This window comes from Nocardia coffeae (assembly GCF_019890715.1).
Classification (GTDB): Bacteria; Actinomycetota; Actinomycetes; order Mycobacteriales; family Mycobacteriaceae; genus Nocardia; species Nocardia jiangxiensis.
This window is the reverse complement of sequence record NZ_JAINZY010000007.1, coordinates 200,421-226,369: the sequence shown is the minus strand read 5'-3', so window position 1 is coordinate 226,369 and position 25,949 is coordinate 200,421. Positions and strand designations below refer to the sequence as shown.

General features: G+C 68.5%; 24 protein-coding genes. 10 read left to right on the top strand and 14 right to left on the bottom strand.

The window, feature by feature from the left end:
* Window positions 1–8: 8 nt before the first annotated feature.
* From K7711_RS25645 to K7711_RS25635, 3 genes are read right to left on the bottom strand one after another with little or no spacing between them, the layout of a single operon-like run.
* Window positions 9–1,625, bottom strand: coding sequence for an acyl-CoA synthetase (locus tag K7711_RS25645; RefSeq protein ID WP_222971999.1), 1,617 nt, complete (start codon window positions 1,623–1,625; stop codon window positions 9–11).
* Window positions 1,626–1,670: 45 nt separating this feature from the next.
* Entirely contained in the window at window positions 1,671–1,856 is a 186-nt protein-coding gene (locus tag K7711_RS25640; RefSeq protein ID WP_222971998.1) for a ferredoxin, read from the bottom strand.
* Window positions 1,857–3,194, bottom strand: coding sequence for a cytochrome P450 (locus tag K7711_RS25635; protein WP_235747759.1), 1,338 nt, complete (start codon window positions 3,192–3,194; stop codon window positions 1,857–1,859).
* A gap of 103 nt (window positions 3,195–3,297) precedes the next feature.
* On the opposite strand from K7711_RS25635, the gene K7711_RS25630 reads away from it, so the two are divergent.
* From K7711_RS25630 to K7711_RS25615, 4 genes are read left to right on the top strand one after another with little or no spacing between them, the layout of a single operon-like run.
* The gene (locus K7711_RS25630; protein ID WP_222971996.1) at window positions 3,298–4,428 is read left to right on the top strand and encodes an acyl-CoA dehydrogenase family protein; all 1,131 of its coding nucleotides are present in this window, start codon (window positions 3,298–3,300) and stop codon (window positions 4,426–4,428) included.
* Window positions 4,425–5,666, top strand: coding sequence for an acyl-CoA dehydrogenase family protein (locus K7711_RS25625; RefSeq protein WP_222971995.1), 1,242 nt, complete (start codon window positions 4,425–4,427; stop codon window positions 5,664–5,666). Before K7711_RS25630 ends, K7711_RS25625 begins: the two co-directional genes overlap by 4 nt.
* Window position 5,667: 1 nt before the next feature.
* Window positions 5,668–6,570, top strand: coding sequence for an LLM class F420-dependent oxidoreductase (locus K7711_RS25620; protein ID WP_222971994.1), 903 nt, complete (start codon window positions 5,668–5,670; stop codon window positions 6,568–6,570).
* A gap of 3 nt (window positions 6,571–6,573) precedes the next feature.
* Window positions 6,574–7,476 carry an SDR family NAD(P)-dependent oxidoreductase gene (locus tag K7711_RS25615; protein ID WP_222971993.1) on the top strand — a complete coding sequence of 301 codons (903 nt, stop codon included), beginning with the start codon at window positions 6,574–6,576 and terminating at the stop codon, window positions 7,474–7,476.
* Here K7711_RS25615 and K7711_RS25610 read toward each other — a convergent pair.
* Window positions 7,445–8,104 (bottom strand): TetR/AcrR family transcriptional regulator, encoded by a 660-nt coding sequence (locus K7711_RS25610; RefSeq protein ID WP_222971992.1) that lies wholly within the window; start codon window positions 8,102–8,104, stop codon window positions 7,445–7,447. The two genes, K7711_RS25615 and K7711_RS25610, sit on opposite strands and share 32 nt — an antisense overlap.
* A gap of 114 nt (window positions 8,105–8,218) precedes the next feature.
* Here K7711_RS25610 and K7711_RS25605 point away from each other — a divergent pair, with 114 nt between their 5' ends.
* The gene (locus K7711_RS25605) at window positions 8,219–9,259 is read left to right on the top strand and encodes a CE1 family esterase (protein WP_222971991.1); all 1,041 of its coding nucleotides are present in this window, start codon (window positions 8,219–8,221) and stop codon (window positions 9,257–9,259) included.
* A gap of 160 nt (window positions 9,260–9,419) precedes the next feature.
* Here the strand turns inward: K7711_RS25605 and K7711_RS25600 are convergent, their stop codons facing one another.
* The 3 genes from K7711_RS25600 to K7711_RS25590 form a co-directional block, all read right to left on the bottom strand.
* Window positions 9,420–10,187: an enoyl-CoA hydratase-related protein gene (locus K7711_RS25600; protein ID WP_222971990.1), complete on the bottom strand. Its 768-nt coding sequence runs from the start codon at window positions 10,185–10,187 to the stop codon at window positions 9,420–9,422.
* Window positions 10,188–11,456 (bottom strand): acetyl-CoA hydrolase/transferase family protein, encoded by a 1,269-nt coding sequence (locus tag K7711_RS25595; RefSeq protein ID WP_222971989.1) that lies wholly within the window; start codon window positions 11,454–11,456, stop codon window positions 10,188–10,190.
* A gap of 148 nt (window positions 11,457–11,604) precedes the next feature.
* Window positions 11,605–12,744, bottom strand: a complete 1,140-nt coding sequence (locus K7711_RS25590) for a CaiB/BaiF CoA transferase family protein (RefSeq protein ID WP_222971988.1) — start codon at window positions 12,742–12,744, stop codon at window positions 11,605–11,607.
* Between the two features lie 206 nt (window positions 12,745–12,950).
* Here K7711_RS25590 and K7711_RS25585 point away from each other — a divergent pair, with 206 nt between their 5' ends.
* The 5 genes from K7711_RS25585 to K7711_RS25565 all read left to right on the top strand — a co-directional run bounded on the left by K7711_RS25585 (window position 12,951) and on the right by K7711_RS25565 (window position 19,347).
* Window positions 12,951–14,486: a class I adenylate-forming enzyme family protein gene (locus tag K7711_RS25585; RefSeq protein ID WP_222971987.1), complete on the top strand. Its 1,536-nt coding sequence runs from the start codon at window positions 12,951–12,953 to the stop codon at window positions 14,484–14,486.
* Window positions 14,487–14,501: 15 nt separating this feature from the next.
* The gene (locus K7711_RS25580; protein ID WP_308014938.1) at window positions 14,502–15,299 is read left to right on the top strand and encodes an SDR family NAD(P)-dependent oxidoreductase; all 798 of its coding nucleotides are present in this window, start codon (window positions 14,502–14,504) and stop codon (window positions 15,297–15,299) included.
* Between the two features lie 34 nt (window positions 15,300–15,333).
* Complete coding sequence (gene acuI, locus K7711_RS25575; RefSeq protein WP_222971986.1) at window positions 15,334–16,317, top strand: acrylyl-CoA reductase (NADPH); 984 nt, start codon at window positions 15,334–15,336, stop codon at window positions 16,315–16,317.
* 71 nt (window positions 16,318–16,388) lie between these two features.
* A complete protein-coding gene (locus K7711_RS25570; protein ID WP_222971985.1) occupies window positions 16,389–17,609 on the top strand; it encodes an FAS1-like dehydratase domain-containing protein in 1,221 nt (406 codons plus the stop codon).
* 19 nt (window positions 17,610–17,628) lie between these two features.
* Window positions 17,629–19,347 (top strand): class I adenylate-forming enzyme family protein, encoded by a 1,719-nt coding sequence (locus K7711_RS25565; RefSeq protein WP_308014937.1) that lies wholly within the window; start codon window positions 17,629–17,631, stop codon window positions 19,345–19,347.
* An 8-nt stretch (window positions 19,348–19,355) separates the two neighbouring features.
* Here the strand turns inward: K7711_RS25565 and K7711_RS25560 are convergent, their stop codons facing one another.
* The 7 genes from K7711_RS25560 to K7711_RS25530 form a co-directional block, all read right to left on the bottom strand.
* A complete protein-coding gene (locus tag K7711_RS25560; protein WP_222971984.1) occupies window positions 19,356–20,075 on the bottom strand; it encodes an alpha/beta fold hydrolase in 720 nt (239 codons plus the stop codon).
* 96 nt (window positions 20,076–20,171) lie between these two features.
* Window positions 20,172–21,263 (bottom strand): acyl-CoA dehydrogenase family protein, encoded by a 1,092-nt coding sequence (locus K7711_RS25555; protein ID WP_222971983.1) that lies wholly within the window; start codon window positions 21,261–21,263, stop codon window positions 20,172–20,174.
* A complete protein-coding gene (locus K7711_RS25550; protein WP_222971982.1) occupies window positions 21,260–22,435 on the bottom strand; it encodes an acyl-CoA dehydrogenase family protein in 1,176 nt (391 codons plus the stop codon). The genes K7711_RS25555 and K7711_RS25550 overlap by 4 nt, the downstream gene beginning before the upstream one ends.
* Window positions 22,432–22,629 (bottom strand): hypothetical protein, encoded by a 198-nt coding sequence (locus K7711_RS25545; RefSeq protein ID WP_222971981.1) that lies wholly within the window; start codon window positions 22,627–22,629, stop codon window positions 22,432–22,434. The genes K7711_RS25550 and K7711_RS25545 overlap by 4 nt, the downstream gene beginning before the upstream one ends.
* Before the next feature lie 143 nt (window positions 22,630–22,772).
* The gene (locus K7711_RS25540; protein ID WP_222972191.1) at window positions 22,773–23,555 is read right to left on the bottom strand and encodes an enoyl-CoA hydratase/isomerase family protein; all 783 of its coding nucleotides are present in this window, start codon (window positions 23,553–23,555) and stop codon (window positions 22,773–22,775) included.
* A 17-nt stretch (window positions 23,556–23,572) separates the two neighbouring features.
* Window positions 23,573–24,514 carry an acyl-CoA dehydrogenase family protein gene (locus K7711_RS25535; RefSeq protein ID WP_222971980.1) on the bottom strand — a complete coding sequence of 314 codons (942 nt, stop codon included), beginning with the start codon at window positions 24,512–24,514 and terminating at the stop codon, window positions 23,573–23,575.
* Window positions 24,515–24,731: 217 nt separating this feature from the next.
* Entirely contained in the window at window positions 24,732–25,901 is a 1,170-nt protein-coding gene (locus tag K7711_RS25530; protein ID WP_222971979.1) for an acyl-CoA dehydrogenase family protein, read from the bottom strand.
* Window positions 25,902–25,949 lie beyond the last annotated feature (48 nt).

Sequence of the window (25,949 nt, the reverse complement as noted above, 5' to 3'; positions counted from 1 at the left end):
CCGCACCCTCAGCGCACCAGATTGTCGTGGCCTTCCCAATAGCGCTGCCGCAGTTGACGTTTGTACAGCTTACCGCTGGGGTCGCGCGGCAGCTGGGTCACGAAATCGACCGTGCGGGGGCACTTGTAGGCGGCCAGTTCCGCACGGCAGTGGACGATGAGCTCATCGGCCAGCGCAGCGTCCCCGGCAGCGGTATCGACCAGTTGCACAACGGCTTTCACCGACTCGCCCATCTCCTCGTCGGGAACGCCGATCACGGCGACGTCCGCGATGGCCGGATGCGAGGCCAGGATGTTCTCCGCCTCCTGCGGATAGATGTTGACGCCGCCGGAGATGATCATGTGCGCCTGCCGGTCGGTCAGGTACAGATAACCGTCCTCGTCGAGATAGCCCATGTCCCCGAGGGTGCGCCAGCCCTTCTCGTGCGTGACCGACGCCGTCTTGGCCGCATCGTGGTGATATTCGAACCCGCGGCCACCGGCGAAGTACACCACGCCGACCTGTCCGACCGGCACCTCCGCACCGTCCTCGCCGACGATGTGACATTCCTGCGCGGGCCTGCCCACCGAGCCGGGATGCGCGAGCCATTCCCCCGCAGAGATGTAGGTGTTCCCCACATCCTCGGTGCCCGAATAGTATTCGCTGATGATCGGGCCCCACCAGTCCAGCATCTGCCGCTTGACCGGCACCGGGCACGGCGCGGCCGAATGCACCACGTCCACCAGACTGGACAGGTCGTAGCGCTCACGTTCCTCGCGCGCGAGCCGCAGCATCCGCACGAACATCGTCGGCACCAGCTGCGTGTGCGTCACCCGATACCGTTGGACCAGTTCGAGATACAGCCGCGGATCGAAGCGCTCCATCACGATCACGACGGCGCCCATCCGCTGCCAGGACATCGAGAATACCAGTGGCGCACCGTGATACAGCGGCGCGGGCGAGAGGTACACCGCGTCTTCCCGGGCGCCGCTCACCAGCAGGCCCCGGGCGATCTGGACCGGCGGGGCCTCGGGATCACCCAGTGGCGTGGCCGGAAGAGGTTTGCGAATCCCCTTGGGCCGCCCGGTCGTTCCCGAGGAGTAGAGCATCTCGCGGCCCTCGCACTCCTCGGGCCCCAGCGGTTCACCCGAGGACCCGGCCAGCACCTGCGAGTAGTCCTCGAACCCCTCGATGCGCCCGGACGCGCAGATCCGGATCGGAACCCGGGACAGGTCCAGACCCGACACCACCTCGGCGAGCGATTCACTCGTCACCAGCGCCGTGGCGCCGCAGTCGTCCAGGATGTACTGCACCTCGCCGGCGGTCAGGTTCCGGTTCACCGCGGTGTAGTACAGCCCGGAACGCTGTGCCGCCCAGGCGATCTCGAGGAACTGCCGATTGTTCTCCAGCAGGATCGCGATATGGTCGCCGACCTTCTGCCCCCGCGCGCGCAAGGCCCGTGCGAAACGGATCGAGCGGTCCTCCAACTGCGCATAGGTCACCACCTCACCGCTCGAGGCGAGCACCACCGCGGGACGATCCGGCGTCCGCTCGGCATGCCATCCGGGCGTCAGCGGCGCCGCCGCACCGGGCGTCCGATCCCCCTCGGCCGCACCGGAATCGGACGATGTACCGGTCTCACGCATCTCGCGCTCCCTCCGATCGAACTCGGCTGTGCCACGCCCGCGCGATCAGCTCACGACGATGGCCTGTTCCGGACATGCCTGAGCGGCCTCACGCACCGCGTCCTCGAATTCCGGAGCGACGTCCGGCCCCGCCTCGGCGTACCCGTCGTCGCTGAGCTCGAACACCTCCGGGCAGATACCCAGGCAGATCCCGTGGCCGCGGCAGCGGTCCGCATCGATCGAAACCTTCATTTACGCCTCACTTTCAGCGATGTCGAATGCCAGATGCAGCTCGGTCAGACCGCGCAGCACGAACGTCGGCACGTACTTGTAGATGCGCGCATCGGCGGGGCCGTGCACCCGCTCATCGATGCGGATGTCACTGGTGCGCTTCAGCAGCAGTTCGATCGCCACCCGCGATTCCGCGCGAGCCAGCGGCGCACCCGGGCAGGTGTGAATGCCGCGTCCGAACGAAATGTGCTGGCGCGCATTCGAACGCTGCGGATCGAAGGTCGAGGGATCGGTGAACTTGCGCGGATCCCGGTTGGCCCCGCCGTTGACGACCATCAGTGTGGTCCCGGCGGGCAGATCCACCCCGCCCACGGTGACCGGCACCTTCGAGAGCCGGAAATCGCCCTTCACCGGACTCTCGGTGCGCAACACCTCTTCGAGGAAGTTGCCGATCCGGGAGTGATCCTCGCGCAGCAGCCGCTGGATCTCGGGCTGTTCGGCGATCACCCGCAGCGCCGAGCTGAGCAGCCGGACCGTGGTCTCCTGACCGGCGGAGAACAGGTTCGCCGCGACCGCGACCACATCGCGCACCGGCGGCTCGGTGCCGTCGGCGAACGTCGCTTCGGCCATGCTGGACAGCACGTCCCCGCGCGGTTCGCGACGCCGGTCCTCGATGTAGGCGGAGAATTTCTCGTACAGGAACTCGATCGGATTCTCCTGCATGGCATCACCTTTGGTGCTGCCGATGGCACTGCCCTCGCTGCGATGCGGATCGCGCTGCAGGGTGTACAGGAACTGCTCCTGATCGTCCGGCGGGACGCCGAGCAGATCGGCGATCGTGTACAGCGTGAACGGGCCGGCGAAATCCCGAATGAAGCAGGCCGAGTCGGCGGCGAGATATTCGTCCAGGATCCGATCGGCGATCGACCACATCGCCTGCTCGTTCTCCTTGAGCCGCTTGGGCGTGATCAGCCGCATCAGCAGACCGCGGTGCTGGGTGTGCACCGGCGGATCCAGGGTCGGCAGCTGATCGCTGAAGGGCAGCTCGTCGCGGTGTTTCTCGATCAGCCCACTGATGTCATCGCCCTCGAGCGGGACCGGAAATCCCGGAAACGGCCCGGTCACCGAGGTGACCGAGGAGAACTTCTCCGGATCGTTGAGCACCTCGAGCGCCTCGTCGTACCCGGTCACCATGTAGACGCCGTGGTGATTCTCCTTGGTGACGGGACATTGCGCCCGCAGGGCGTCGAAGTATGGGTACGGGTCCTCGAGGAGCTCGCGCCCCAGGAAAAAGTCCGTCGACGTGACGTCGTTCACCACTGCTGACTCCCTTCGGGCGGCGGTGCCTGCACCGTCCATCCGACTCACGAGAATGCTACTCTCATTAACTGATGATCTGATTCTCACATTGGTAGCCGGGGCCGTCAAATGAGGATCGCTACGAAGTGGAGGACCGTAAACCATGACTGCGGAACCGACCGGCGATCAGCTGCTGTTCCAGACCACCACCCGCGAGTTCCTCGACCGCACCGCATCTATTCCGGTGATTCGCGAACTCGCCGACACCGCAACGGGATTCGACCGCGACTGGTGGCGGCGGGGCGCGGAGCTGGGCTGGACGGCCATGCTGGTGCCCGAGAGCCTGGGCGGCGGTTCGGTCTCCGGGCGGCCGATGACCGAACTGGGCCTGGTGGCCACGGAATTCGGCCGTGCCTGCGCGCCGGGACCGCTGCTGCCCACCAGCGCCGTACTGTCCGGCCTCGTGGCCGCGGGCGACCGGTTCGCCGAGGTCATCGGCGAGATCGTCGCGGGCGATCTGATCGCCGCATGGGCGCTGTACGAACCGCAGCACGGGCTCGAATTGGCCCCGGGCCACACACGCGCCGAACCCGACGGCGACGGATACCGCCTCACCGGTTGCAAGGACCGCGTCGAGGCCGGGGATACCGCCGATGTCCTGCTGGTCACCGCGGCCTGTCCGGACGGGCCGATCCAACTGCTCGTCCGCACCGACAGTCCCGGGGTGACCGTCACCCCGACGTGGACGCTGGATCTGGTCCGGCGCACCGCACGGGTCGAGTTCGACGATGTGGCAGTCGGCGCGGACGCGGTCGTGCAGAGCGGCGAAAGCGCCACGGCCGCAGTGCGATCCCAGCTCCACATCGCCGCCGCGCTGACCGCCGCGGAATCGACCGCGGCCACCCGCCGCGCCTTCGACGCCACCGTGGAGTGGATGTTCGACCGCTACACCTTCGGTCGCCCGCTGGCCTCCTATCAGGCCCTCAAACATCGCATGGCCGACAACAAGACCTGGCTCGAGGCGTGCGAGGCCACCTCCCGCGCCGCGGCGGTGGCCATCGACGACAGCCCGTCCACCGCGGCGGAACTCGTCAGCGTCGCGAAGGCGTACGTGAGCGGGAAAGCGCCGGTCATCGTGCAGGACTGCGTGCAGATCCACGGCGGCATCGGCGTCACCTGGGAACACGATCTGCACCTGTTCCTGCGGCGGGTCACTCTCGGCCGGGCCCTGTACGGCACGCCCGAGGAGCACCACCGCCGCATCACCGACCTACTCGTCCGGAGCGCCGCATGAGCACCGCACCCGAAACCACCGAACTCGAACCGGTCGACGCCTTCCGCGACCGGGCCCGGCGCTGGCTGAAGGAGAACCTCCCGCCCGCCTCGCAGTCCCGGCTCGGCGTCCCCGACGACGAGAGCTGGGATCGCGCCCGCCGGTTGCAGCGCATCCTGGCCGAGGGCGGCTTCGCGGGCATCTGCTTCCCGAAAGCCTATGGCGGACAAGGGCTCACACTCGCTCATCAGCGCGCCTTCACCGAGGAGTCGCTCGGCTACGAGATGCCGCTCGAGCTGAACGTGCCCACCCTGGCCATCTGCGCGGCCACCCTCGCCGAACTCGGCACCGAGGAGCAGAAGCGCACACATCTGACCGCCGTGCTGAAGGGCGAGGAGATCCTCGCGCAATTCCTGTCCGAACCCAAGGGCGGATCGGATCTGGCGGGCCTGACCACTCGCGCGGATCGCGACGGCGACGATTGGATTCTCAACGGCTCCAAGATCTGGAGTTCGGGTGCGTACGGCGCGGACTACGGGTTGTGCCTGGCCCGCACCGACTGGGATGCGCCCAAGCACAACGGCCTGACGATGTTCCTGGTCCCGGTGCACGCGCCCGGGGTGAGCATTCAGCGGATCAAACAGGTCACCGGAGCCACCGAGTTCTGCCAGGAATTCTTCGACGACGTCCGGCTGCCCGCCGACGCCGTGGTCGGCGAGGTCGGCGGCGGTTGGGCGGCGACATCGCGGCTGCTGGTGCACGAACGCGCGGCGATGGGCGGCACGTCGCCGTACACCAGCGGCCGACGCCCCCACCTCGGCGCGGATACGAACGTCCTGGTCGATCTGGCCCGCGACACCGGCCGTCTGGACGATCCGCGGGTTCGCGAGGACATCGGTGCGGCACGGATGATGAACGTGGTCCGCAATCAGCTGATCGACCATGTCACCCAGGCCATCTCCAGTGGTGCGATGCCTCCGGCCGCCGGATCCGTCGTCCGGCTGTTCGGTGCCGAAACCACTTGGCAGCAAACCGATTCCGCGATGACGATCGCGGGCTCGGCGGCGGTGACCGGGGACGCGGACGGACCCGGAATCGCGCGGATCGGCCTGGACTACCTGTTCCGCAACGCCTGGAGCCTGGCCGGTGGCAGCACCGAGATGGCTCGCAACATCATCAGCGAACGGGTGCTGGGCATGCCCCGCGAATACGCCGCGGATCGCGGCGTGCCGTTCAATCAGGTCAAACGAGGACGTTGAGATGCGATTCATCTTCCACTACCCGGAAACCACCGGGTACGAGGGCGACATTCTGGATGCGGGCCCGCTGCGCGAGGTCGCGATCGCGGTCGAGCGCGCCGGATTCGACGCGCTGTCGCTGAGCGAACATCCGATCCCCGGCGCACGCTGGCTGGCCTCGGGCGGACATCAAACACTCGATCCGCTGGTGGCACTGGGATATATCGCGGGTGCGACCGAACGCCTGCGGCTGCTGACCTATCTGGCCGTCGCGCCGTACCGCAATCCCTTCCTGCTCGCCAAGGCCGCGGCCACCCTGGACAAACTGTCCGGCGGCCGGGCGATCCTGGGCCTGGGCACCGGCTATCAGAAGAGCGAATTCCACGCTCTGGGCATCGATTTCGAGGAACGCAACGCGTTGTTCGACGAGGCCCTGGACACCCTTCCGCTGCACTGGAGCGGTGAGCCGTTCAGCTACGCCGGAAGGCATTTCAACGCCCGCGACGTGATCGCCCGCCCGCGGCCGGTGCAGGATCCGATTCCGATCTGGATCGGCGGCAATTCCAAACTCACCCGGCGCCGCGTCGCCGCACACGCACAGGGCTGGATGCCGATGTCCGGTGGTCCCCAATTGAGTTCCACCGCAAGGACTCCCGAACTCGGCCCGATCGGGCAGCTGGCCGGCGACATCGCCGAACTGCGGGCCTCCGCACAGGAACAGGGCCGCACCGACCCGATCGACGTGGTGTACTCCTACCACGACGAGGGCCTGGGCACGCCCACCGATAATCCGGACCGGAACAGGGAGGCGTTCGCCGAACTCGACAAGGCCGGGATCACCTGGGTCGTGGTGTCGGCGCGAACCGGGGAACGCACCGCGACACTGGATTTCATCGAATCCTTCGGCGCGACCTACCTGCGGTAGACGATGAGCGAAATACGAAACAACACAGGCACATCCGGCTCGAGCTGGTTCGAACAGCGCAGCGGACTGGCCGATCGGGTGGCCGTGGTCACCGGCGGCGCGGGCGGTCTGGGCCGGGCCATCGTGACGGATCTGGCCGCCAACGGCGTGCGCACGGCCGTGCTCGACCTCGATGCCGAGGCGGCCGCGGATCTGCGCACCGCACTCGCCGAGGGTGGCCACGATGCGGTGGTGCAGGTCGGGGACGCTCGCGATCCCGAGGCGCTCACCGCACTGTTCGACGAGGTCGATCAGCGGTGGGGACGGCTGGATACGTTGGTGAACGTCGTCGGCGGCACCTTCCGGGCGCCGTTCACCGAGACCCGGCCCAAGGGCTGGGACGCGCTGCTGCGGGCGAATCTGCTGCACGTCATGCACGCCTGCTCGCTGGCCGCGCCGCGGATCCGCGCGGGCGGGCGCGGGGGCAGCATCGTCACCATCACCACCATCGAAGCGCACCGCGCCGCACCGGGTTTCGCGGTCTACTCCGCGGCCAAGGCCGCGGTCGAGCAGTTCTCCCGGACCCTGGCGATCGAACTCGCCCCGGACCGGATCCGAGTCAATTGCGTTGCACCGGATTATGTTCCGACGCCCAACCTGGCGCGCATCGGACACGGGCAGGGTGACAGCGCGATGGACGATCCCGTCGGCGTGCGCGTGGCGATACCGCTGGGACGTTCCGGGGAGGTCACCGACATCTCCGGTTGCGTGGTGTTCCTGGCCTCGGATCTGTCGGCGTATCTGACCGGCACCACCCTGCATCCGGACGGCGGCACCTCGGCCTCGGCGGGCTGGTTCAACTGGCCCGAGCAGGGCTGGGCGAATTACGCGCCGCTCAGCGCCCTGCGGAATGCTGGCCAATCGTGAGTGCCCGCAGGCAGAACGCCGTCACTCGGTCGACATCAGCGGCGGTGGGTTCCTCGCGTCGCCACAGATAGTCCGACAGGCGTCCCACGGTCGCGTGGGCGATCAGCCCCGCATCGAATTCGGGTGCGACGCTGCCCAATTCGGTGAACGGGCGGTGCAGCAGCAGCGCGAGCCGACCACTGGGCAGCGGTGAGCCCGCATCGATGGCCGGGGTCAGTGCGCCCGCGTTCCACAGCACCGCGCGGGTGGTCGTCGCGGTCTCGTCGGCGGCCTGGGACAGCACACCCTCCACCCAGGCCCGCACCGCGTCGCGCGGGGTGTCCTGCTTGTCCATCCGGTGCGCGACATAGCTGACCAGACGGTCCGCGCCGTCCTCGATGAGCACGGCGATGAGCGCGTCCTTCGACGGAAAGTGCCGGTAGAACGCGTCATTGGACAGTCCGGCGGCCGCAACGATATCGGCCACCCGGGGGCGCGCGCCGGTACCCGCGGTGCGGATGAGCTCGAGCGCCGCATCGAGCAGCCGCCGCACCTCGCCCGCGTAGACCGCCTCCCGGTCGGCCAGTGTGCGTGCCGCGATCCGGCTCGCAATATCACCCGCGGGACGGGCAGCATGATTCTCGTTCACAAGAATATTATTCTTGCCAGCGTGGAATCTCGCAAATATCGGTGCCGGATCTCCGTCGAGGATCCGGCGGCGAACGGCCACACGGACACCCACAGACGTGCGAGCATGCCTCTCATGATCGAGAATGCCGCATCATCGTGGTCGGCGCTGCGGAGCACCGCCCGCGCGATGATCGCCGCCGCCGCGCTGGCGGCCACCACCCTCACCGCCGTCGGCGGGACCGCCGAGGCCGCACCCGCGAATTCGGTCGCCCCCGTGGAATCCTCCGGCTGCCACGCCCCCGCCGCCCCCTCGGGCCAGTCCACCCAGCACTTCAGCGCGGCCGGGCGCTCCGGAACCTACATCCGGGACCTTCCCCCTGCCGCGAGCCACCCGCTGCCCCTGGTATTCGACCTGCACGGCTATCTCGAACTCGCCGTGCTCGAACACGAGGGCAGCGGTCTGGGCCCGTACGGCGACAGCCACGGCTTCGCGACGATCACCCCGCAGATCGACGAACCAGGCTGGCCCCGCTGGGATTTCAGCCCGAACAGCGCCGACGTGTCCTACCTGTCCCAGCTGATGTCGCACGTGGAGGCGACCTCCTGCATCGATCTGCGCCGGGTGTACGTGGCCGGGCTGTCGATGGGTGCGTTCACCACCTCCTCGCTGGCCTGCCAGCTGTCCGACCGGATCGCGGCGGTGGCCTCGGTCGCCGGACTGCAGAACTTCAGCTGGTGCCGGACCCAGCGTCCGGTGCCGGTGGTCGCCTTCCACGGCACGGCCGATCCGCTCGTCGCCTACGGCGGCGGCCAGGGCGTCAACGCGCGATACCTGCCCGCGCCGGACGGCGGGTCCTCCAGCGGCGCACAGAACGGCCCCGGCCCCACCGACATCCCCGCCAACGCCGCCGCCTGGGCCCGGCGCAACGGCTGCACCGGACAACCAGTGCAGCGCAAGGTCGCCGCCGACGTCACCCTCACCGCCTACCAGTGCCCGGCCGACGGCACGGTCGAGCTCTACAGCGTCCTGGGCGGCGGCCACACCTGGCCCGGCCACGCGTCGATCGTCTCGCCGACTCCCCTGGTCGGGTCCACGACGAATTCCATCGACGCCACCGCGACCATGTGGGACTTCTTCCAGGCGCACCCGCTGACCGGCCCAGTGCGCGGTTGAACGGCCACCCGCAGCGCGGATGCGATGGGCGGCACCGAACCCATCGCGGGCACCGAGCACCCGGCACGGTCACCGAATCCGCCGACAACTGCCCGCGGCAACATGTTCCGGAGTCTGCTCGTCGCACAGACCACAGGGCATGGTGGGTCGATCCCGGGAATCACTGCCCCTGCCAACGGGGCGAACGCTTTTCGGCGAAGGCGCGGGGTCCTTCCTGGGCGTCGTCGCTGTTGTAGCAGAGCTCCGAGGCACTGCGCGCGGCTTGCAAAGCCGCCGAGCGGCCCATTTCCGTTGCCAGCATGACGGTTTCGCGGGCGGCGCGGACCGACAGCGGCGCACCGGCGAGCACCTCGGTCGCCAATTCCACTGCGGCAGCGAGTAGTTCGTCGGGTTCGGCGACCCGATTGACCAGACCGACCTCGTACGCCCGGCGAGCGGTGATCGGTTTGCCGGTCAGCATGATCTCCATCATGATCCGCTGCGGGATCATGTGGATCAGCGGTGCGGCCCAGGGAGCGCTGCGGCCGACCTTCACCTCGGTGATCGCGAAACGCGCGGTGGTGGACGCGACGCACAGGTCACAGGCCTGCGCGATCATCCACCCGCCCGCATAGGCGACGCCGTTGACCGCCGCGATGGTCGGCTTGGACAGCTCGACGGTGTCGTACGGCAGGGCGAACATCTCCCGGGGCGGCACCCGCATGCCCGTCTCCACCATCTCCTTCAGATCGCCGCCCGCGCAGAACGCCCGATCCCCCGCACCGGTCAGAATCGCGATGCGCAGCAACGGATCCCGCTCGAACCGCTCCCACGCCGCGGCCAGGCCCGCACGCACCTCGGCGGTCAGGCAGTTGCGGATCTCGGGTCGATTCAGAGTGATGACGGCGATGCCGTCCTCGCGTGCGTCGAACAGGACCGCGTCGTGCATTCAGAAACCTCTCTGCTGGATGGTGTGCGCCGCCCGTTCCAGGTCCTCCCGGAAGTCGGGGTGCGCGATGGCGACCAGGCGGCGGGTGCGCTCGGCCAGGGTCCACCCGCGCAGCTCGGCCGCGCCGTACTCGGTGACGATCACGTCCACATCGCTGCGCGCGGTGGTCACCGGCCCGCTCAGCGCGGCGGTGATCCGGCTGACCGTGCCCTTCTTCGCGGTCGAGGGCAGCACGATCACCGAATGGCCGCCCGGTGAGCACGCCCCGGCTCGCACGAAATCCACCTGACCGCCGGTCCCGCCGAGATAGGCCGCGCCGGTCTGCTCGGCATTGACCTGGCCGGTGAGATCCACCTCGAGCGCCGAGTTGAGCGTCACCAGCCGGTCGAGTTGCGCGAGTACGGACGCGTCGTGCGTGTACGAGGTCGCGCACATGCGAATCCCGTTGTTACGGTGAGCGAATGCGTAGAGCCGGTCGGTGCCGATCAGCGCGCCGGTGATCGAGACGCCCGGATCGATCCGCTTGCGCGCATTGGTCAGCACACCGGCCTCGGCCAGATCGACCAGGCCGTCACCGATCATGCCCGAATGCACGCCCAGATCCCGGCGGTCGTGCAGCAGCCGCAACATCGCATCGGGCACCGCACCGACACCGGTCTGCAGCACCGAGCCGTCCTCGATATAGGCGGCGGCGTATTTCGCGATGGCGGAGTCGATCTCGGTGATCCGGGCGGGCGGCACCTGCACCGGATCGCGGGAAACCGTTACCGCGTAGTCGATCTCGCTCGCCCGCAGCGTCGAACCGTATGTCCACGGCACCCGGTCGTTGACCTCCGCAACGACCACCCGCGCCCGCTCCACCGCGGCCCGCACGTAATCGCTGATCAGCCCGAAACTGTAGTCCCCCTGCGCATCCGGCGGCGACACCTGTACGAAGGCCACATCACACCCGATGATCCCGGCTTCGATCAACGGCCCCACCCGGCCGACATGACACGGGATCACCTCGAGCCGCCCGGCGGCGGTCAGCGACCGCAGCGCGCCGATCGCCCCCATACTCGACATCGATATTCCCTGTGTCGCTTCGGGAGTCAGCAATCCGGAAAAGCTGGTCGCGATGAACGCGGACACCCCCTCGATCGCCCCCGCCCCCGCGATCAGCCCCTCGAGCAACGTGGTCGGCTCCCCGCACGCCTGCCCGATGACGATCCGGTCACCCGGTCGCAGGAATTCCGCGACATCCAGCTCCTCGGCATCGATCACCTTCACGCGCGTTCCCCGTCCACGATCTCGCCGGCCTGTCCATCGCGCCGGGAAGCCGAACGCGTCGCCCTCCCCGGCCCGCGCGACAACAGCGTCGTCGCACCCGGACAACGCCGCACCGGCCCGTACGCCCCTTCAGCTGTACCGCTCACCGTCATGCGCGCTCTCCGTCCACGATCTCGGCGGTGTGCTCACCGAGCCGGGGAGCCGGTCCGGCCACCCGCCCCGGTGTGCGCGAAAACCATGTCGGCACACCGGGATAACGCACCGGCCCATACGGAGCCTCGATGGTTTCGAAGAACTCCGCCGAGTTCAGATGCGGATTGTCGAACAGCTCGTCCAGCGTGCGCACCGGCGCGCACGGGATGTCGCGCGAACGCAGCAGTTCGAGCCAGTCGTGCGTGGTCCGCTCGGCGAAGGTCTCCCCCAGCAGCGCGTACACGGTGTCGATGCGTTGCGCGCGCTGGGCGAGCGTGGCGAATTCCGGTCCGGCCCAGGGAGGTTGCACCGCTTCGACGAACGCCGCCCACTGTTTGTCGTTGTAGACCAGCGCGGAGATGTACCCGTCCTTGGTCCGGTACGGCCGCCGATTGCGGTCCACCGCACGGTGATACACCGCCGGTCCCAGCTGCGGCGAGAACATCGCGCCGTTGGCATGTTCGACGAGCAGGAACGCCGCCATCGTCTCGAACATGGCGACCTCCACCTCCTGGCCTTCGCCGGTGCGTTCGCGATGGAACAGCGCCATCGTCGTCGCGTACAGCGCGGTCAGCCCGGCGACCTTGTCGGCCATGATGGTGGCGACGTAACCCGCTGTGCCGGTGAGCTGTTCCTGCACCGAGGGCAGTCCGCACTCGGCCTGGATGGTGTCGTCGTAGGCGGTCAGATCCGCGTCGGTGCCGCGGCGGCCGTATCCGTAGCAGTTGGTGTACACGATGGCGGGATTGATCGCGCGGACCGCGTCGTAGTCGAAGCCGAGTTGGGCGATCGCCTTGCCGCGCATGGAATGGATGAACACATCGCCGTCGCGGATCAGCTCCCGCAGCGCGCGGGCGCCCTCCGGCGAACGCAGATCCAGTACCACACTGCGCTTTCCGCGGTTGACGTTCACGAACACCCCGCCCATGCCGGGTTCGGGCCCGGCGGAGATGTAGCGGGTGTTGTCCCCGGCGGGCGGTTCTATCTTGATCACGTCAGCGCCCATATCCGCCATGATCTGCGTGCAGTACGGCCCCATGACCATCGCCGTCAGATCGATGACTCGTACTCCCGACAGCGGACCGGTGTGTTCCATGCGTCCTCCACGTTCGGATGCCGCCACTCCCGTCGCAAGACGCCGGATCGGGGGTGTCGCGAGCGCAGGATGACGGAGTGGCCTGGGCGTGATTCGGTGCGCAGCACGGCGGGCCGGCTATCACGGACCGAGCCCCGGTGGCGCGTTTGCCAGAGTATCGGATTAATCCTTGCAAGGATAGTAAAGATACTGATATCAAAGGGGGCGTGGAAAGTAGCACCGGCGCGGCGTCCCAGCGCAACAGTCCGGGCACGATCGCCCGGGTGCTCGACACCGCGCTGCGAACCCGTCCGGACTCCCCCGCGATCGAGGCCGCCTCGGGCATCTGGTCGTACGCCGACCTGAACGAGCGGGCCGATCGCGCCGCCGGCGCCCTGTGGTCGCTGGGTGTGCGTCCGGGCGATCGCGTCGCGGCCTGCCTGCCCAACGATCTGGACATCGTCGCCGCCTTCCACGGCGTCGCGCGCATCGGCGCGATCTGGGCGGGCGTCGGCGAAGCGCTGTCGGCGAACGAACAGGCCGGACTGCACGAGACCTGCGAACCCGTGGTCCTGCTGGCCGGGGAACGCTGCCGTATCGACGTCCCCGGCCGCATCGATGCCCCCCGCTGGGCCGATCTGCTCGACCACGCCGACGCGGCCCCGGACATCCCGGTCGATCCGCATGCGCCCGCGGCCATCGCCTTCACCAGCGGCACCTCCGGACGCCCGAAAGCCGTGGTGCACAGCCACCACAACCTCCTGCTGCCGGGCGCGACACTGGTCGAGACCCGCGGCTGGGGACCGGATCTGCGCAAGGGCGACAGCTTCCCGCTGACCATCCTGAACCTCATGGTGCTGTCCACCCTGCTCACCGCGCAGGCGGGCGGCTGCGCGGTCATCATGGACCGGCGCGACGTCGACGGTGTCGCGGACTGGATCAGCGCCCGCCGCGTGACGGTCTGGAACGGCGCACCCGCGCAGGTCTTCGATCTGGCGCGACGACCGCACCTGGATCTCGGTTCCCTGCAAGAGGTCTGGAGCGGCGGCGGTGATGCGGGCGAGAACCTGTTCGCCGATTTCGCCGACGCGCACGGCGTAACCCCCAGAGCCACATACGGACTCACCGAAGCACCGGCGGTCGTCTCGATCGACCCCGTCGGCCACGAGCGACGTTCCCGGGCGAGCGGGCAACTGCTCCCGCAGTACGACGTCGCGGCCTACGACGATGCGGGCAAACGACTTCCGGCCGGGGAACTCGGCGAACTGTGCCTCACCGCAACCACGACCGGACCGTACGCCGGACAGTGGCGACCACTCCTGGGCCACTGGGACAACGGCAGCATCCGCCCGCCGGACCCCGGCCCCATCGCGACCGGCGATATCGGCACCGTCGACGCCGACGGCTGGCTGACGGTGCTGGACCGCAAGAAGCTGGTCATCATCCGCGGCGGGGCGAACATCTATCCGCTCGAGGTGGAGCGGATCCTCGCCGCCGATCCGAGCGTCGCCGCCGTGGCCCTGTGCCCGGTGCCGGACGAACGACTCGGCCAGCGCGTCGCGGCCCTGATCCAGAGTGCCGACGGCACACTCGATTTCGATGCTCTCGATGCGCTGTGCCGTCGTGAGCTGGCCGGCTACAAGGTCCCCGAAATCTGGTGTGCCGTACCGGATCTGCCGCGCAACGCGATGGGCAAGGTCGAGCGCACCCGGCTGCCCGAACTGCTCGACCGCCATCGGTCGCCGCACCCCCGCCCCTACTGACGATTGGGTAAGCACGTGGCCGACAACGCCGCCGGACCGGAACCTCCCGATGACACCGCCGCCCGCATGTTCGAGCTGCACGACCGCGTGGCGATCGTGACGGGCGCGTCCTCGGGCCTCGGCGCGGAGGTCGCCAGGGCCCTGGCCGGACTCGGCGCGCGGGTCGCGGTAGTGGCCCGGCGACATGACCGGCTCGCGGAACTGGCCGAGGACATCGGCGGCGCGGCGATCACCTGCGATCTGTCCGACCTGGAGGGGGTCGAGCAGCTCGTGCCCGCGGTGGCCGACGCGCTCGGCCCGCCGGAGATCCTGATCAACGCCGCGGGCAACAGATTCGGCGCCGAACGCGCCGAATCCGAACCGCTCACCGATGTGCGCCGCACCATGGATCTCAATCTGATCGCGCCATTGTTGTTGGCGCAGCAGGTATTTCCGCACATGTGCGAGGCCGGGCGCGGCTCGATCGTGAACGTGTCCTCGATCAGCGGGCGCGTCGGGGTGCCGGGCATTCCGCAGGCGTCCTATGCGGCGAGCAAGGCGGGCCTGTCCGGGCTCACCGCCGAGCTGGCGGTGCAGTGGGCGCGGCATTCGATCCGGGTGAACACCGTGGCCCCGGGCTTCTTCCGCAGTGAGATCACCGACTCCCTCTACGACAGCGAGCGTGGCGCGGAATATCTGCGCCGCAACACCCCCCTGCCCCGGCAGGCGGTCGCCGGTGACATCGCCGGGGCCATCGTATGGCTCGCCGGTGACGCGGCGGCCTATGTCACCGGCCAGACGATCGTCGTGGACGGCGGCTGGACCGCACGCTGAGACCTGTCGACAACCAGAAAGGACTTCTCCCTCTATGTTTTCCGCACTCGTGATCGACAAAACCGATGCCGGGCAGACGGTTTCCGCGACCAGCCTGGACGAGAGCCGGCTCCCGGACGGTGACGTCACCGTCGAGGTCGAGTACTCGACGCTGAATTACAAGGACGCCCTGGCGATCACCGGCTCCTCCCCCATCGCGCGCACCTTCCCGTTGGTACCCGGCATCGACCTGGCCGGTGTGGTCACCGAAAGCAGCAACGCCGAATTCTCCGCCGGTGACCGGGTGGTGCTCAACGGCTGGGGCGTGGGCGAGAAGCATTGGGGCGGACTGGCTCAGCGCGCTCGCCTCAACGGCGACTGGCTGGTGCCGCTGCCGTCCGGATTCAGCAGCCGCCAGGCGATGGCGATCGGCACCGCGGGCTACACCGCGAGCCTGTGCGTGGAGGCGCTGCACTCCTTCGGTGTGCGACCCGAGCAGGGCGAGGTGCTGGTCACCGGCGCGACCGGCGGCGTCGGCAGTATCGCCATCGCGCTGCTCACCGCGGCGGGCTTCACCGTGGCCGCGGCGACCGGCAAGACCGCCGAGGCCGACTATCTGCGCCGGCTCGGCGCGACCACCGTCGTGGACCGCGCCGAACTCGCCGAGCGCGGCAAACCGCTGCAGAAGGAACGCTGGGCCGGTGTGGTGGACACCGCGGGCAGCCAGATCCTGGCCAACGCCTGCGCGCAGACCCGCTACGGCGGTGCGGTCGCGGCCTGCGGCCTGGCGCAGGGAATGGACTTCCCGTCGACGGTCGCCCCGCACATCCTGCGCGGGGTCAGCCTGCTGGGCATCGACAGCGTGATGGCGCCGCGTCCGCGGCGAATCACCGCGTGGGAGCGGCTGTCCCGCGATCTGGACCCCGCCGCGCTGGAATCGCTGACCGAGGAGATCGCCCTGGCGGACGCCATCGGTGCGGCGAGCAGATTCATCGACGGCACGGTGCGCGGACGCATCGTCGTGGACGTCAATCGCTGAGAGCAACATCCGGTTCCCCGGGCCGCGCGGACGCACCGCCCCCGGGGAACGGGCAGAAAGGTAGAGCAGCAGTGAGCACTTCATCGAGCAAGGCCGGTAAGGGCAAATCCGCCGAGCCGGAGGCCGTGGAACTCGACCTGTCCGACGTGGACCCCCGAGTGGGACAACCGGTCGGCGGCGGACAACTCTGGGAACCCTGCAGCGCCTCGGACATTCGCCGCTGGGTGATGGCGATGGACTACCCCAACCCGCTGCACTGGGACCAGGAGTTCGCCCGCGAATCGCGCTACGGCGGCATCGTCGCACCCCAATCCATCGCTGTCGCATTGGATTACGGACACGGCGCGGCCCCGGCATGTGTGGGCCGGATCCCGGGCAGCCACCTGATCTTCGGCGGCGAGGAGTGGTGGTTCTACGGCTGCCCGGTGCGGCCGGGTGACAAACTGTTCCAGGAGCGCCGATTCCACGACTACAAAGTGGCGCCGACGAATTTCGCCGGGCCCACGATGTTCCAGCGCGGCGACACCACCCACCGCAATCAGCACGGCGCACTGGTCGCGCTCGAAAGATCCACCTCCATCCGCTATCTCGCCGCCGAGGCCAACAAACGCGGTATGTACGAGAACCAGCTGGGCGAGCGCAAGCGCTGGACCGAGGCCGAACTCGACGAGGTCGGCCGCCTGCGCACCGAATGGCTGATGTCCAATCGACTCGGCGTCTCACCGCATTTCGACGAGGTGAAGGTCGGGGACACCCTGCCGCGCCGGGTGATCGGCCCGCACAGCATCGCGAGTTTCACCACGGAGTACCGCGCGTTCCTGTTCAACATCTGGGGCACTTTCCACTGGGTCACCCCCGAGGGCGTCGATGATCCGTGGGTGTACCAGGATCCCGGCTGGACCGAGGGATTCGGCTTCGACGAGGAAGGCGCCCGGATCGATCCGCGACTGCGGGACGGACTGTACGTCGGGCCCTCGCGCGGACATATCGACCAGGACAAGGCCGGGAAGGTCGGCATGGCCCGCGCGTACGGCTACGGCGCGACGATGGGCGGCTGGTGCACCGACTACCTGGCCTACTGGGCGGGGAACGACGGTCTGGTGCGGCACATCAAGTCCGATTTCCGGCTGCCCGCCTTCGAGGGCGATGTCACCTATTTCGATGCCGAGGTCGTCGGCAAGGAGCCGCAGTCGTCGTGGGGCGTGCCGCTGGTCCAGGTGAAGCTGCAACTGACCAATCAGGACGGCGGCGTGCTGGTCAAGAGCACCGCCGAGGTCGAACTGCCGCTGTAGCGGCGGGAAAGGATCAGTGGTGGATACCGCTGCCGCACAGGATATCTCGATCGTCTCGGGGCCTCCGCTGGACAGCGAGCCCGGACTGGGCGCGCTGACCCTGCCGGGCTTTCTGCGTGAGGTCACCGAGCTGTACGGCGACCGCGAGGCCGTGGCCGGGCGCAGCGGCGACGGCGTGGTGCGCTGGTCGTACACCGAGCTGTGGGAGCGCGCGATGGCGGTGGCTCGCGCGCTGCGGGCGTGCGGTGTCGGCCGGGACAGCCGGGTCGGCGTGCTGATGACCAATCGTCCCGAATGGCTCGCGGCGGTCTTCGGCGCGAGCCTGGCCGGCGGCGTGGCGGTGCCGCTGAGCACCTTCTCGACCGCGGCGGAGTTGGATCAGCTGCTGCGGCTGTCCGGCGTGTCGGTGCTGCTGTTCGAAAGACAGGTGCTCAGCAAGGATTTCGCGCAGATCCTCGCCGAACTCGAACCGGCACTCGGCCAAGCCGGACTGGGCCCGCTGCGCTCGACGCGCTATCCGTTCCTGCGCCGGGTGGCCATGCTCGGACCGGCGCTGCCCACCGCCGCGATCGACACCTGGGACACCTTCCTGGCGCGCGGCCGCGGCGAACCCCGCGAGCTGATCGAGGCGACCGCCGCCTCCACCCTGCCGAGTGACACCGGCGTGCTGTTCTTCTCCTCCGGATCCACCAGCACCCCCAAGGGTGTGCTCAGCGCGCATCGCGGGGTGACCATCCAGATGTGGCGGTTCCGGCGGCTGTTCGGCTTCGGTCCCGAGGACGACGTGCGCGCCTGGGTGGCGAACGGATTCTTCTGGTCCGGGAACTTCGCGCAGGCGCTCGGTTCCACCCTGGCCGCGGGCGGATCCCTGGTGCTGCAACCGATCTTCGACGCCCCCGCGGCCCTGGAGCTGATGCAGGCCGAACGAGTGAACTTCCCGGGCGCATGGCCGCATCAGTGGGCCCAGCTCGAGGCCGCGCCCAACTGGGACACCGTGGATCTGAGCGCCATGCGCTTCGTGGACTACCACACCCCGATCGCGCATCACCCGAGTGTGTCCACGATCTGGTACGAACCCGGGCGCGCCTACGGCAACACCGAAACCTTCACCATCACAACGTGTTACCCGGCCGACACCCCGGAGGAGGTGCACGCGGGCAGCAGCGGCGTCGCGCTGCCCGGGGTGACGGTGAAGATCGTCGATCCGATCACCGATGCGGTCACCGCGCGCGGCGAATCCGGCGAAATCTGCGTCAAGGGACCGACTCTCATGCTCGGCTACCTCGGCACACCGCTGTCGGAGACCCTCGATGCGGACGGCTACTTCCACACCGGCGACGGCGGGCATCTCGACGCCACCGGCAGGCTGTTCTGGGAGGGCCGCCTGACCGACATCATCAAGACCGGTGGCGCGAACGTCTCACCACTCGAGGTGGACGAGGCGCTGATCGGCTATCCGGGCGTGAAAGTCGCTCGCACGGTGGGTGTTCCGCACGACACCCTGGGCGAGGTGGTGGTGGCCTGCCTGGTCCCGCACGAGGGCGCGACACCGGAGGCCGAAGCCATCCGCGCCCATCTGCGCGAACGGCTGGCCAGCTACAAGGTGCCCCGGCACGTGTTGTTCTTCGACGAGACGGACATCGCCCTGACCGGCAGCGCCAAGATCAAATCCAGCGATCTGCGCGCACTGGCCGCCCGGCGACTGTCGCAGGAGGCGAATCCGTCTGCCGCGCAGTGAAACCGGCGTCAGTACGCGGCGATCTCCAGCAGCGCGTCGGCGACGGCCTGCGGTTCGGTGATCATCAGGTCGTGGCCCGTATCGATATCCCACAGCCGCCCGTGCGCCCGCGCCTTGGCGACCAACTCCGGATCGCGCGTGGCCAGGGTCGAGGTGCACACGATGTGATACTGCGGCAGCGCCCACAGCGCATCCTGATTACGCAGGTCGAGCGGGTCTTCGAAGCACTGCCACGGATGCGCGGTCAGCCGCTCGGCCATCCAGGCCGAATCCTGCGGATCGGTGACCCCGTAGAACAGCGGGGCCTCCGGCGCGGGCAGCAGGACCAGTTCCACTCCGTCGACGGTCTCGCCCATGGGGCGGGTGGACTCGATGATCGGCCCGGCGACGTCGACCAGTGACTGACCGTTCACCGGATTAGCCGCGTCCAGATAGACGATCCGCCCGATGCGCTCCACGGCGCGGTCGGCCGCGCCGGTGATCACCATGCCGCCGTAACTGTGCCCCACCAGGATCACCTCACGCAGATCCTCGTAGTGCAGCAGTGCGGCCACATCCTGAATGTGGGTCTCCAGACCGATTCCCGCCGTGCGCAGATGGGCACGCTCGGCCAGCCCGGACAACGTCGGCGCATACACCTCGTGACCGGCCCGCTGAAGCAGTTGCCGCACGTACCGATAGCACCAGCCGCCGTGTCCGCCGCCGTGCACCAGGACAAAGGTAGCCATCTCACTCCTGAAAATTGCATTCTCTTTTGGAGAGAGTCTAAATACCGCACTGGACGGTCGCTGGAGAACCGAGGACTCGGCTGCGCCCGGGTTTCCCTACCCGCCCGTACTGCCGTACCGCCCGGCCAACCTGCGGCGGTGCGCCGCCGGAGAGCCGAACAGCGCGCGGTTGAGCATGGCGCGTTTGTGATAGCGATGGATGCCGCTCTCCCAGGTGTAACCGATGCCGCCGTGCAATTGCATTGCCGCACCGGCGATATCGACCGCGACGGCGCAACTGTGCGACTTGGCCATCGAGACGGCGACCCAGGCGTCCGGATCTGCTTCGGCTACCTGCCGCACCGCATCGGCGACCAGATGCCGGGCGATGGTGATCCGCACGAGCATATCGGCGCAAGCGTGTTTGACCGCCTGGAAGGATCCGACCGGGCGGCCGAACTGTTCGCGAACACTCACGTAGGCGGTCGTGGCATCCAGCATCGCAGCGGAAAGACCCAGGCTGTCACAGGCGATCGACAGCGCGGCGCGGTCGTGCAGGCGCCGCACAGCGACTTCCGGCTCACCGGTGAACTGCCAGATCGAATCCGGGGGCACCGCAACATCATCGGCGGTCACGATGCCGAATGATCTGGTCTCGTCCAGAACCGGCTGGGCGGCGCGCACCAGTGCGTCGGGCTCGGCCGCGACGATGACCGGCGCGCCGTGCGGATCGTCGGCCAGCAGCAGTATCCGGTCCGCCGTCATGACATCGGGCACGAATTCCGCACGGCCGGAGAGCAACAGACCGCCGGACGCGGTGCGCAGGTGAAATGGCGACGGTGCGCCGGCACAATCGTCGGGGACCAGCGCAACGGCCGTCATCGTCTCGCCTGCGGCCAGTGCGCGCAGCAGGTTTTCGTGATCCGCCGTCTCGGCCAGTAGACCGCAGGTCCCCGCGCCTAGCGCGGCCCCGAAGTATCCCCCGGCCACCGCACGTCCGAACTCCTCGAGCACGATCGCGGTCTCCGCGAAACTCGCCCCCGCCCCGCCCCATTCATCCGGTGTCTCCAGGCCCAGCCAGCCCAGATCGGCGAGCCTGCCGGAGCTGAGTCCCCCGGCATCGCCGGAGGCGAGCACATCCCTTGCCACCGAACGCAATTCATCGTGTAGCTCGGTGAAGTCCACGGTGTCCCCGACTGTTCCGGTCATCGTGCCCCGCTCGGTTCCCGGGGCAGGCCGAGGCCGCGCTCCCCGATGATCGTGCGCTGAATCTCGCTGGTACCGCCGGGAATCGTCCACTCCCACGACCCGAGGAAGTCCAGCGCCCACGCGCCGGACTCCCAGCCGCCCGATCGTGGCTTGTGCAACACCGTATGGGCCTGCACTCCCCCGAGTTCGGTACCGAAATCGGTCATCCGCTGCAGAAGTTCGCTGTAGTACAGCTTGACGATGGAGGCATCGGCCGGTCCTGCGGTCCCGGATTCGTGGCGTTCCACCAGATCTCGGCACAGCAGCCGCAGTCCGGCGATCTCGGTCTCGAATCCGGCGAGCCGATCGAGCAGGACCGGATCCCCCGCCGGGCACGCTTGCACCAGCCAACGGAATCCGGCATTACCCAGTCGCTCGGCCAGTTCCAGCATGGTCAGCCCGCGCTCGGCCCCCAGCGTCTGCTGTGCCACTTGCCATCCGGCATTCTCCGCGCCGATCAACCCACTGGCCGGGATGCGCACCCGGTCGAGGAAGATCTCGCAGAAGTGCGACTCGCCGGTGGCCTGCCGGATCGGCCGCACATCGATGCCCGGCGTACGCATGTCCAGCAGGAAGTACGAGATACCATGTCGCTTGGGCGCATTCGGATCGGTGCGCGCGAGCAGCAGGCACCAGTCCGCGAACTGCGCGCCGCTGGCCCACACCTTCTGCCCGGTCACGACATAGTCATCGCCCTCGCGCCGAGCCGTGGTGGCCAATGCGGCCAGATCGGATCCCGCCGCGGGTTCGGAGAACCCCTGCACCCAGATCTCGCCGTCCAGAATGGCGGGCAGATGCCGCTGCCGCTGCTCCGGCGTCCCGGCGGCCAGCAGCGTCGCCGCGGCATGGTGGATCGCCACGAACGCCAGCACCAGTCGCGGCGCGTCATGCGCCGCCAACTCCTGATACAGCACGATCTGCTTCCCCACCGGCATCCCGCCGCCCCACTCGGCCGGCCAGTGTGGCACCGCGAACCCGGCACCCCGCAGGCGCTGAAACCACTCCTGTTGAAACGCAACGAACTCCGCATCCGAGGCGCCGGTCTGCGCGGCCCGCCACCCCCGGGGCACCTCGGCCCGGCACCAATCACGCACCTCGGCGCGAAACTCCCGCAGATGCTGGTCCCCGGTCATCGAGTACGCCCTGTCTCCGCATCGCCGGACGCCACACCGATTCCGGGCTGCGCGACCCGCCACCCCGATGGAGTCTCGGCGCGGCACCACTCCCGCACCTCGGTACGGAACTCCCGCAGGTGGTGCTCCCCGGTCATCGGATACTCGCTCTCCGCATCGCCGTACGCCACACCGATTCCCGTCGGAACACCCACATCGCACTGGCGATCGTGGCGGCCGACCTCGCCACCGACCATGGTCCGTCGTTCCCGGCCCACAGCGTATGACAGCCGTCGCCATCGGGTGGACGGCCCTGAACACGGCACGGCCGCACCGACAGCGACCATCGCCCACGACGTCATCGGCTTCTCGTCCTGTCCCGCAATGCTCGCAGACGTTCGCGGTGCTCCGGGGACTGCATGGTGACGACCTCGGCGGCGAAACCTGCCTGCATCGGACCGGCGAGAGCCTGCGAAAGATACATGTTCACAACGCGTTTGGTGCTGCGCAGGGCCTCGGCCGGTTGCGCGGCCAGGCGCAGGGCGAGGCGGTGCGCCTCGTCGAGCAGATCCTCCGGCGGGACGACGCGGGTGGCCAGGCCGAGCTGGACGGCGGTGGCGGCATCGATGCGGTCGCCGGTGTACAGGTATTCGCGCGACCGCAGAATCGGAGTCAGCAACGGCCAGAACGCCGCACCGCCGTCACCGGCGACCAGTCCCACCGCGACGTGCGGATCGGCCAGATGACCCCGCTCGGACATCAGCACGACGTCACACAGCACCGCGACACTCGCGCCCAGGCCCACGGCCGGCCCGTTGACCGCGGCGATCACCGGCAGCGGGAACCGCAGCATCTCCTCGATGATCTGCGCACCCTCGCGAATACTCTCGTCCCGAGCGACCGGATCGGTGAGGAACGAGGTGATCCAGTCCAGGTCGCCGCCCGCGCTGAACGCTCGGCCCGCCCCGGTCAGGATCACCACCCGCGCCTCGGTATCGGCGGCCAGCTGCCGCCAGACGGTGGCGAGCGCACGATGCAGATTCACGTCGACGGCATTGAATTCGTCCGGCCGGTTCAGCACCACCGTGCGCACCGGACCGTCGCACCGGACTTCCAGCTCATCAGGCAGGTCGTAACGCAATTCCTCACGCATCCGGTTCAGACCCCCATCGGGTCGGAGAACAGCCCGCTCAATCCGCGCCGCCCCAGACCATCACCGAGCAGTTCCTCGGTGGTCGTGCGTCCGAATGGCAGCCGCCGGATCGGCTGGCTGTACCGCGACACCCAGGACAGCGGCGATTCATCGCAGAACCCCAGCGCCCCGTGCAGCTGATGCGCAACCCGGAAGACCGTATCGGCAGCCTCGAGCGCGGCCAGGCGCAAGGACAACGCATCCGGGAGCGCCGACGGATCACCGGTTCCTATGCTCCACAAGGCATATCGCGCGAGCATCTCCACCCCGCGCCGCTCCACCTCGGCATCGGTGAGCTGGAACTGCACCCCCTGGAACTGCGCCAGCGGCTGCCCGAACTGCTCTCGCACCAGCACGTGCGCCCGTGCCAGATCCATCGCCCGATCCAACATGCCCAGCAACGTCCAGCACGGCAGCACCAGCGCCAAAGCCGGATCGACCACACCCTCGATCGGTGCGCCGACCTCCAATTCGGCCACGAACATCGAGGTCCGCGGCGACGAATCACTCGGCCGCACAGCGACATTCCGCCGCACGCCGTCGACCGTCACCGCCGCCCAGCGCAGATCCAGATCCGCCACGGGCGCGGCAGGCCGCACCTCCGAGACCACCAACAGCCCGTCGACCCCCGACTCCTCGGGCCGCGCCAACCGCTCGGCCACCGGATACGGAACAGCCAGATATCCGGCACTACGGCACAGCGCCGCAGCAGCTTCCAGCTCGACCACATCCCGCCGCGGCGCGAGATCCCACGCCCCGAGCCCGCCGAGCACCTCGGCCACGACGCCGCGCCGAACCTCAGGCTCCTGCTCGGCACGCTGCACCAGCTCGTCCCCACCGGCCGCGGTCAGCGCCCGCCCGGCCTGCACTCCGAATTCTCTCGCCTCGGAACACAATTCGATGTTCATCGCACACGCTCCACAGCCCGCGGCACAGTCGAGCAGCCGGTACTCGAATCAACTCGTGCACCATCGGATTCGTCGCCGCAGCCCGGTCCGCGCCCGCGCAGCCCGGTAACAACCATCCGGAGACGATCCGCAGGCACGCCGAAGCGGCAGATGGGTCGGCTCGTCCCGGTAACCGCAGTGCGATACAGCCGGACCACCCCGGCATCATGTTCTGCACTCATGCCGCATCCCGCTTCCTGTGGTTGACCGCCAGCAACGACCGCGCCAGCAGGATCCGCTGGATCTCGATGCTGCCCGAGGCGACGGTGGCGGCGTGGGAGTAGCGAGCGTGATCGGCCACTGCTCGGCGGAATCGTTGCTGCGCCGTACCCTCGCCGGTGACGAAGGCCGCGATATCCGTGAGCACGCCGCCGCTGTCCTGATCCAAGCGGGTGACCGCGATGCGGTAGGCGGCCGCGTCACCAGGGCTGACCTGTCCGGAATCCTGGAGTGACACAACGTGATACGCGAGCAGGCGGGCCCGGCGGCAGTGCGTCAGCATGCGTGCCCATCGTCCGCGCAGTGCGGCGGGCAGCGCATCCCAGCTCTCGCCCAGCACCTCGGGGGCGGCCTGTAGCAGCCGTTCACAGCGGGCGTAGCGGGCGATCCCGACGCGCTCGAAGGCCAACACCTCCTGCACCACCGGCCATCCGCCGCCCACGGTGCCGAGCACATCGGCCTCGGTGGCGCGCACACCGTCGAAGAAGACCTCGTTGAGATGATGCGGCCCCAGCATCGACCGGATCGGCCGGACCTCGATCCCGGGATCGGACATCGGCAGCAGGAATACGGTGAGCCCCTGCTGTTTTCGTTCCTCTCGCGAGGTCCGCGCGAGCAGGAAGCACCACTGCGCCATACCCGCGTAGGAGGTCCAGATCTTCTGCCCGGAGATGCGCCAGCCGTCGCCGTCCCGGTGCGCGGTGGTCCGCAGCGAGGCCAGGTCCGAACCGGAGTCGGGCTCGCTGAACCCCTGACACCAGATGACCTCGCCACGCGCGATCGGCGGCAGATGTTTGCGCTGCTGCTCGGGCGTGCCGTGCCGCATGATCGTCGGGCCGACCCAGTTCACACCCATGTATTGCGCGCCGCGGGGCTCGTGATGGGCCCACATCTCCTCGCGCACCACGGTCTGTTCCCATATCGAGGCGCCGCGCCCGCCGAATTCGACCGGCCATGCCGCACACAACAGTCCGCGCTCGGCGAGCGTGCGGGAAAAGCGCTGGGCGACTGCGAGATCCGCGGGATCGTCGGTGAACGCGCCGAGAAAGTCCGGCGGAACCTCCGCTGCGATCAGCCGACGCAGTTCGCCGCGGAGTTCGGCGGCGGCCTCACCCATCGTGAAGTCCATGAATCGGACAGTACTTCAATCCTCATAAGGATAGCAATATTTGAACGG

Bases quoted from the DNA above. Each gene is read 5' to 3' on its own strand.
- K7711_RS25645 (WP_222971999.1), bottom strand. From the start codon at position 1,625: ATGCGTGAGACCGGTACATCGTCCGATTCCGGTGCGGCCGAGGGGGAT.
- K7711_RS25640 (WP_222971998.1), bottom strand. From the start codon at position 1,856: ATGAAGGTTTCGATCGATGCGGACCGCTGCCGCGGCCACGGGATCTGC.
- K7711_RS25635 (WP_235747759.1), bottom strand. From the start codon at position 3,194: ATGGACGGTGCAGGCACCGCCGCCCGAAGGGAGTCAGCAGTGGTGAAC.
- K7711_RS25630 (WP_222971996.1), top strand. From the start codon at position 3,298: ATGACTGCGGAACCGACCGGCGATCAGCTGCTGTTCCAGACCACCACC.
- K7711_RS25625 (WP_222971995.1), top strand. From the start codon at position 4,425: ATGAGCACCGCACCCGAAACCACCGAACTCGAACCGGTCGACGCCTTC.
- K7711_RS25620 (WP_222971994.1), top strand. From the start codon at position 5,668: ATGCGATTCATCTTCCACTACCCGGAAACCACCGGGTACGAGGGCGAC.
- K7711_RS25615 (WP_222971993.1), top strand. From the start codon at position 6,574: ATGAGCGAAATACGAAACAACACAGGCACATCCGGCTCGAGCTGGTTC.
- K7711_RS25605 (WP_222971991.1), top strand. From the start codon at position 8,219: ATGATCGAGAATGCCGCATCATCGTGGTCGGCGCTGCGGAGCACCGCC.
- K7711_RS25600 (WP_222971990.1), bottom strand. From the start codon at position 10,187: ATGCACGACGCGGTCCTGTTCGACGCACGCGAGGACGGCATCGCCGTC.
- K7711_RS25590 (WP_222971988.1), bottom strand. From the start codon at position 12,744: ATGGAACACACCGGTCCGCTGTCGGGAGTACGAGTCATCGATCTGACG.
- acuI (WP_222971986.1), top strand. From the start codon at position 15,334: ATGTTTTCCGCACTCGTGATCGACAAAACCGATGCCGGGCAGACGGTT.
- K7711_RS25560 (WP_222971984.1), bottom strand. From the start codon at position 20,075: ATGGCTACCTTTGTCCTGGTGCACGGCGGCGGACACGGCGGCTGGTGC.
- K7711_RS25555 (WP_222971983.1), bottom strand. From the start codon at position 21,263: ATGACCGGAACAGTCGGGGACACCGTGGACTTCACCGAGCTACACGAT.
- K7711_RS25550 (WP_222971982.1), bottom strand. From the start codon at position 22,435: ATGACCGGGGACCAGCATCTGCGGGAGTTTCGCGCCGAGGTGCGTGAT.
- K7711_RS25535 (WP_222971980.1), bottom strand. From the start codon at position 24,514: ATGAACATCGAATTGTGTTCCGAGGCGAGAGAATTCGGAGTGCAGGCC.
- K7711_RS25530 (WP_222971979.1), bottom strand. From the start codon at position 25,901: ATGGACTTCACGATGGGTGAGGCCGCCGCCGAACTCCGCGGCGAACTG.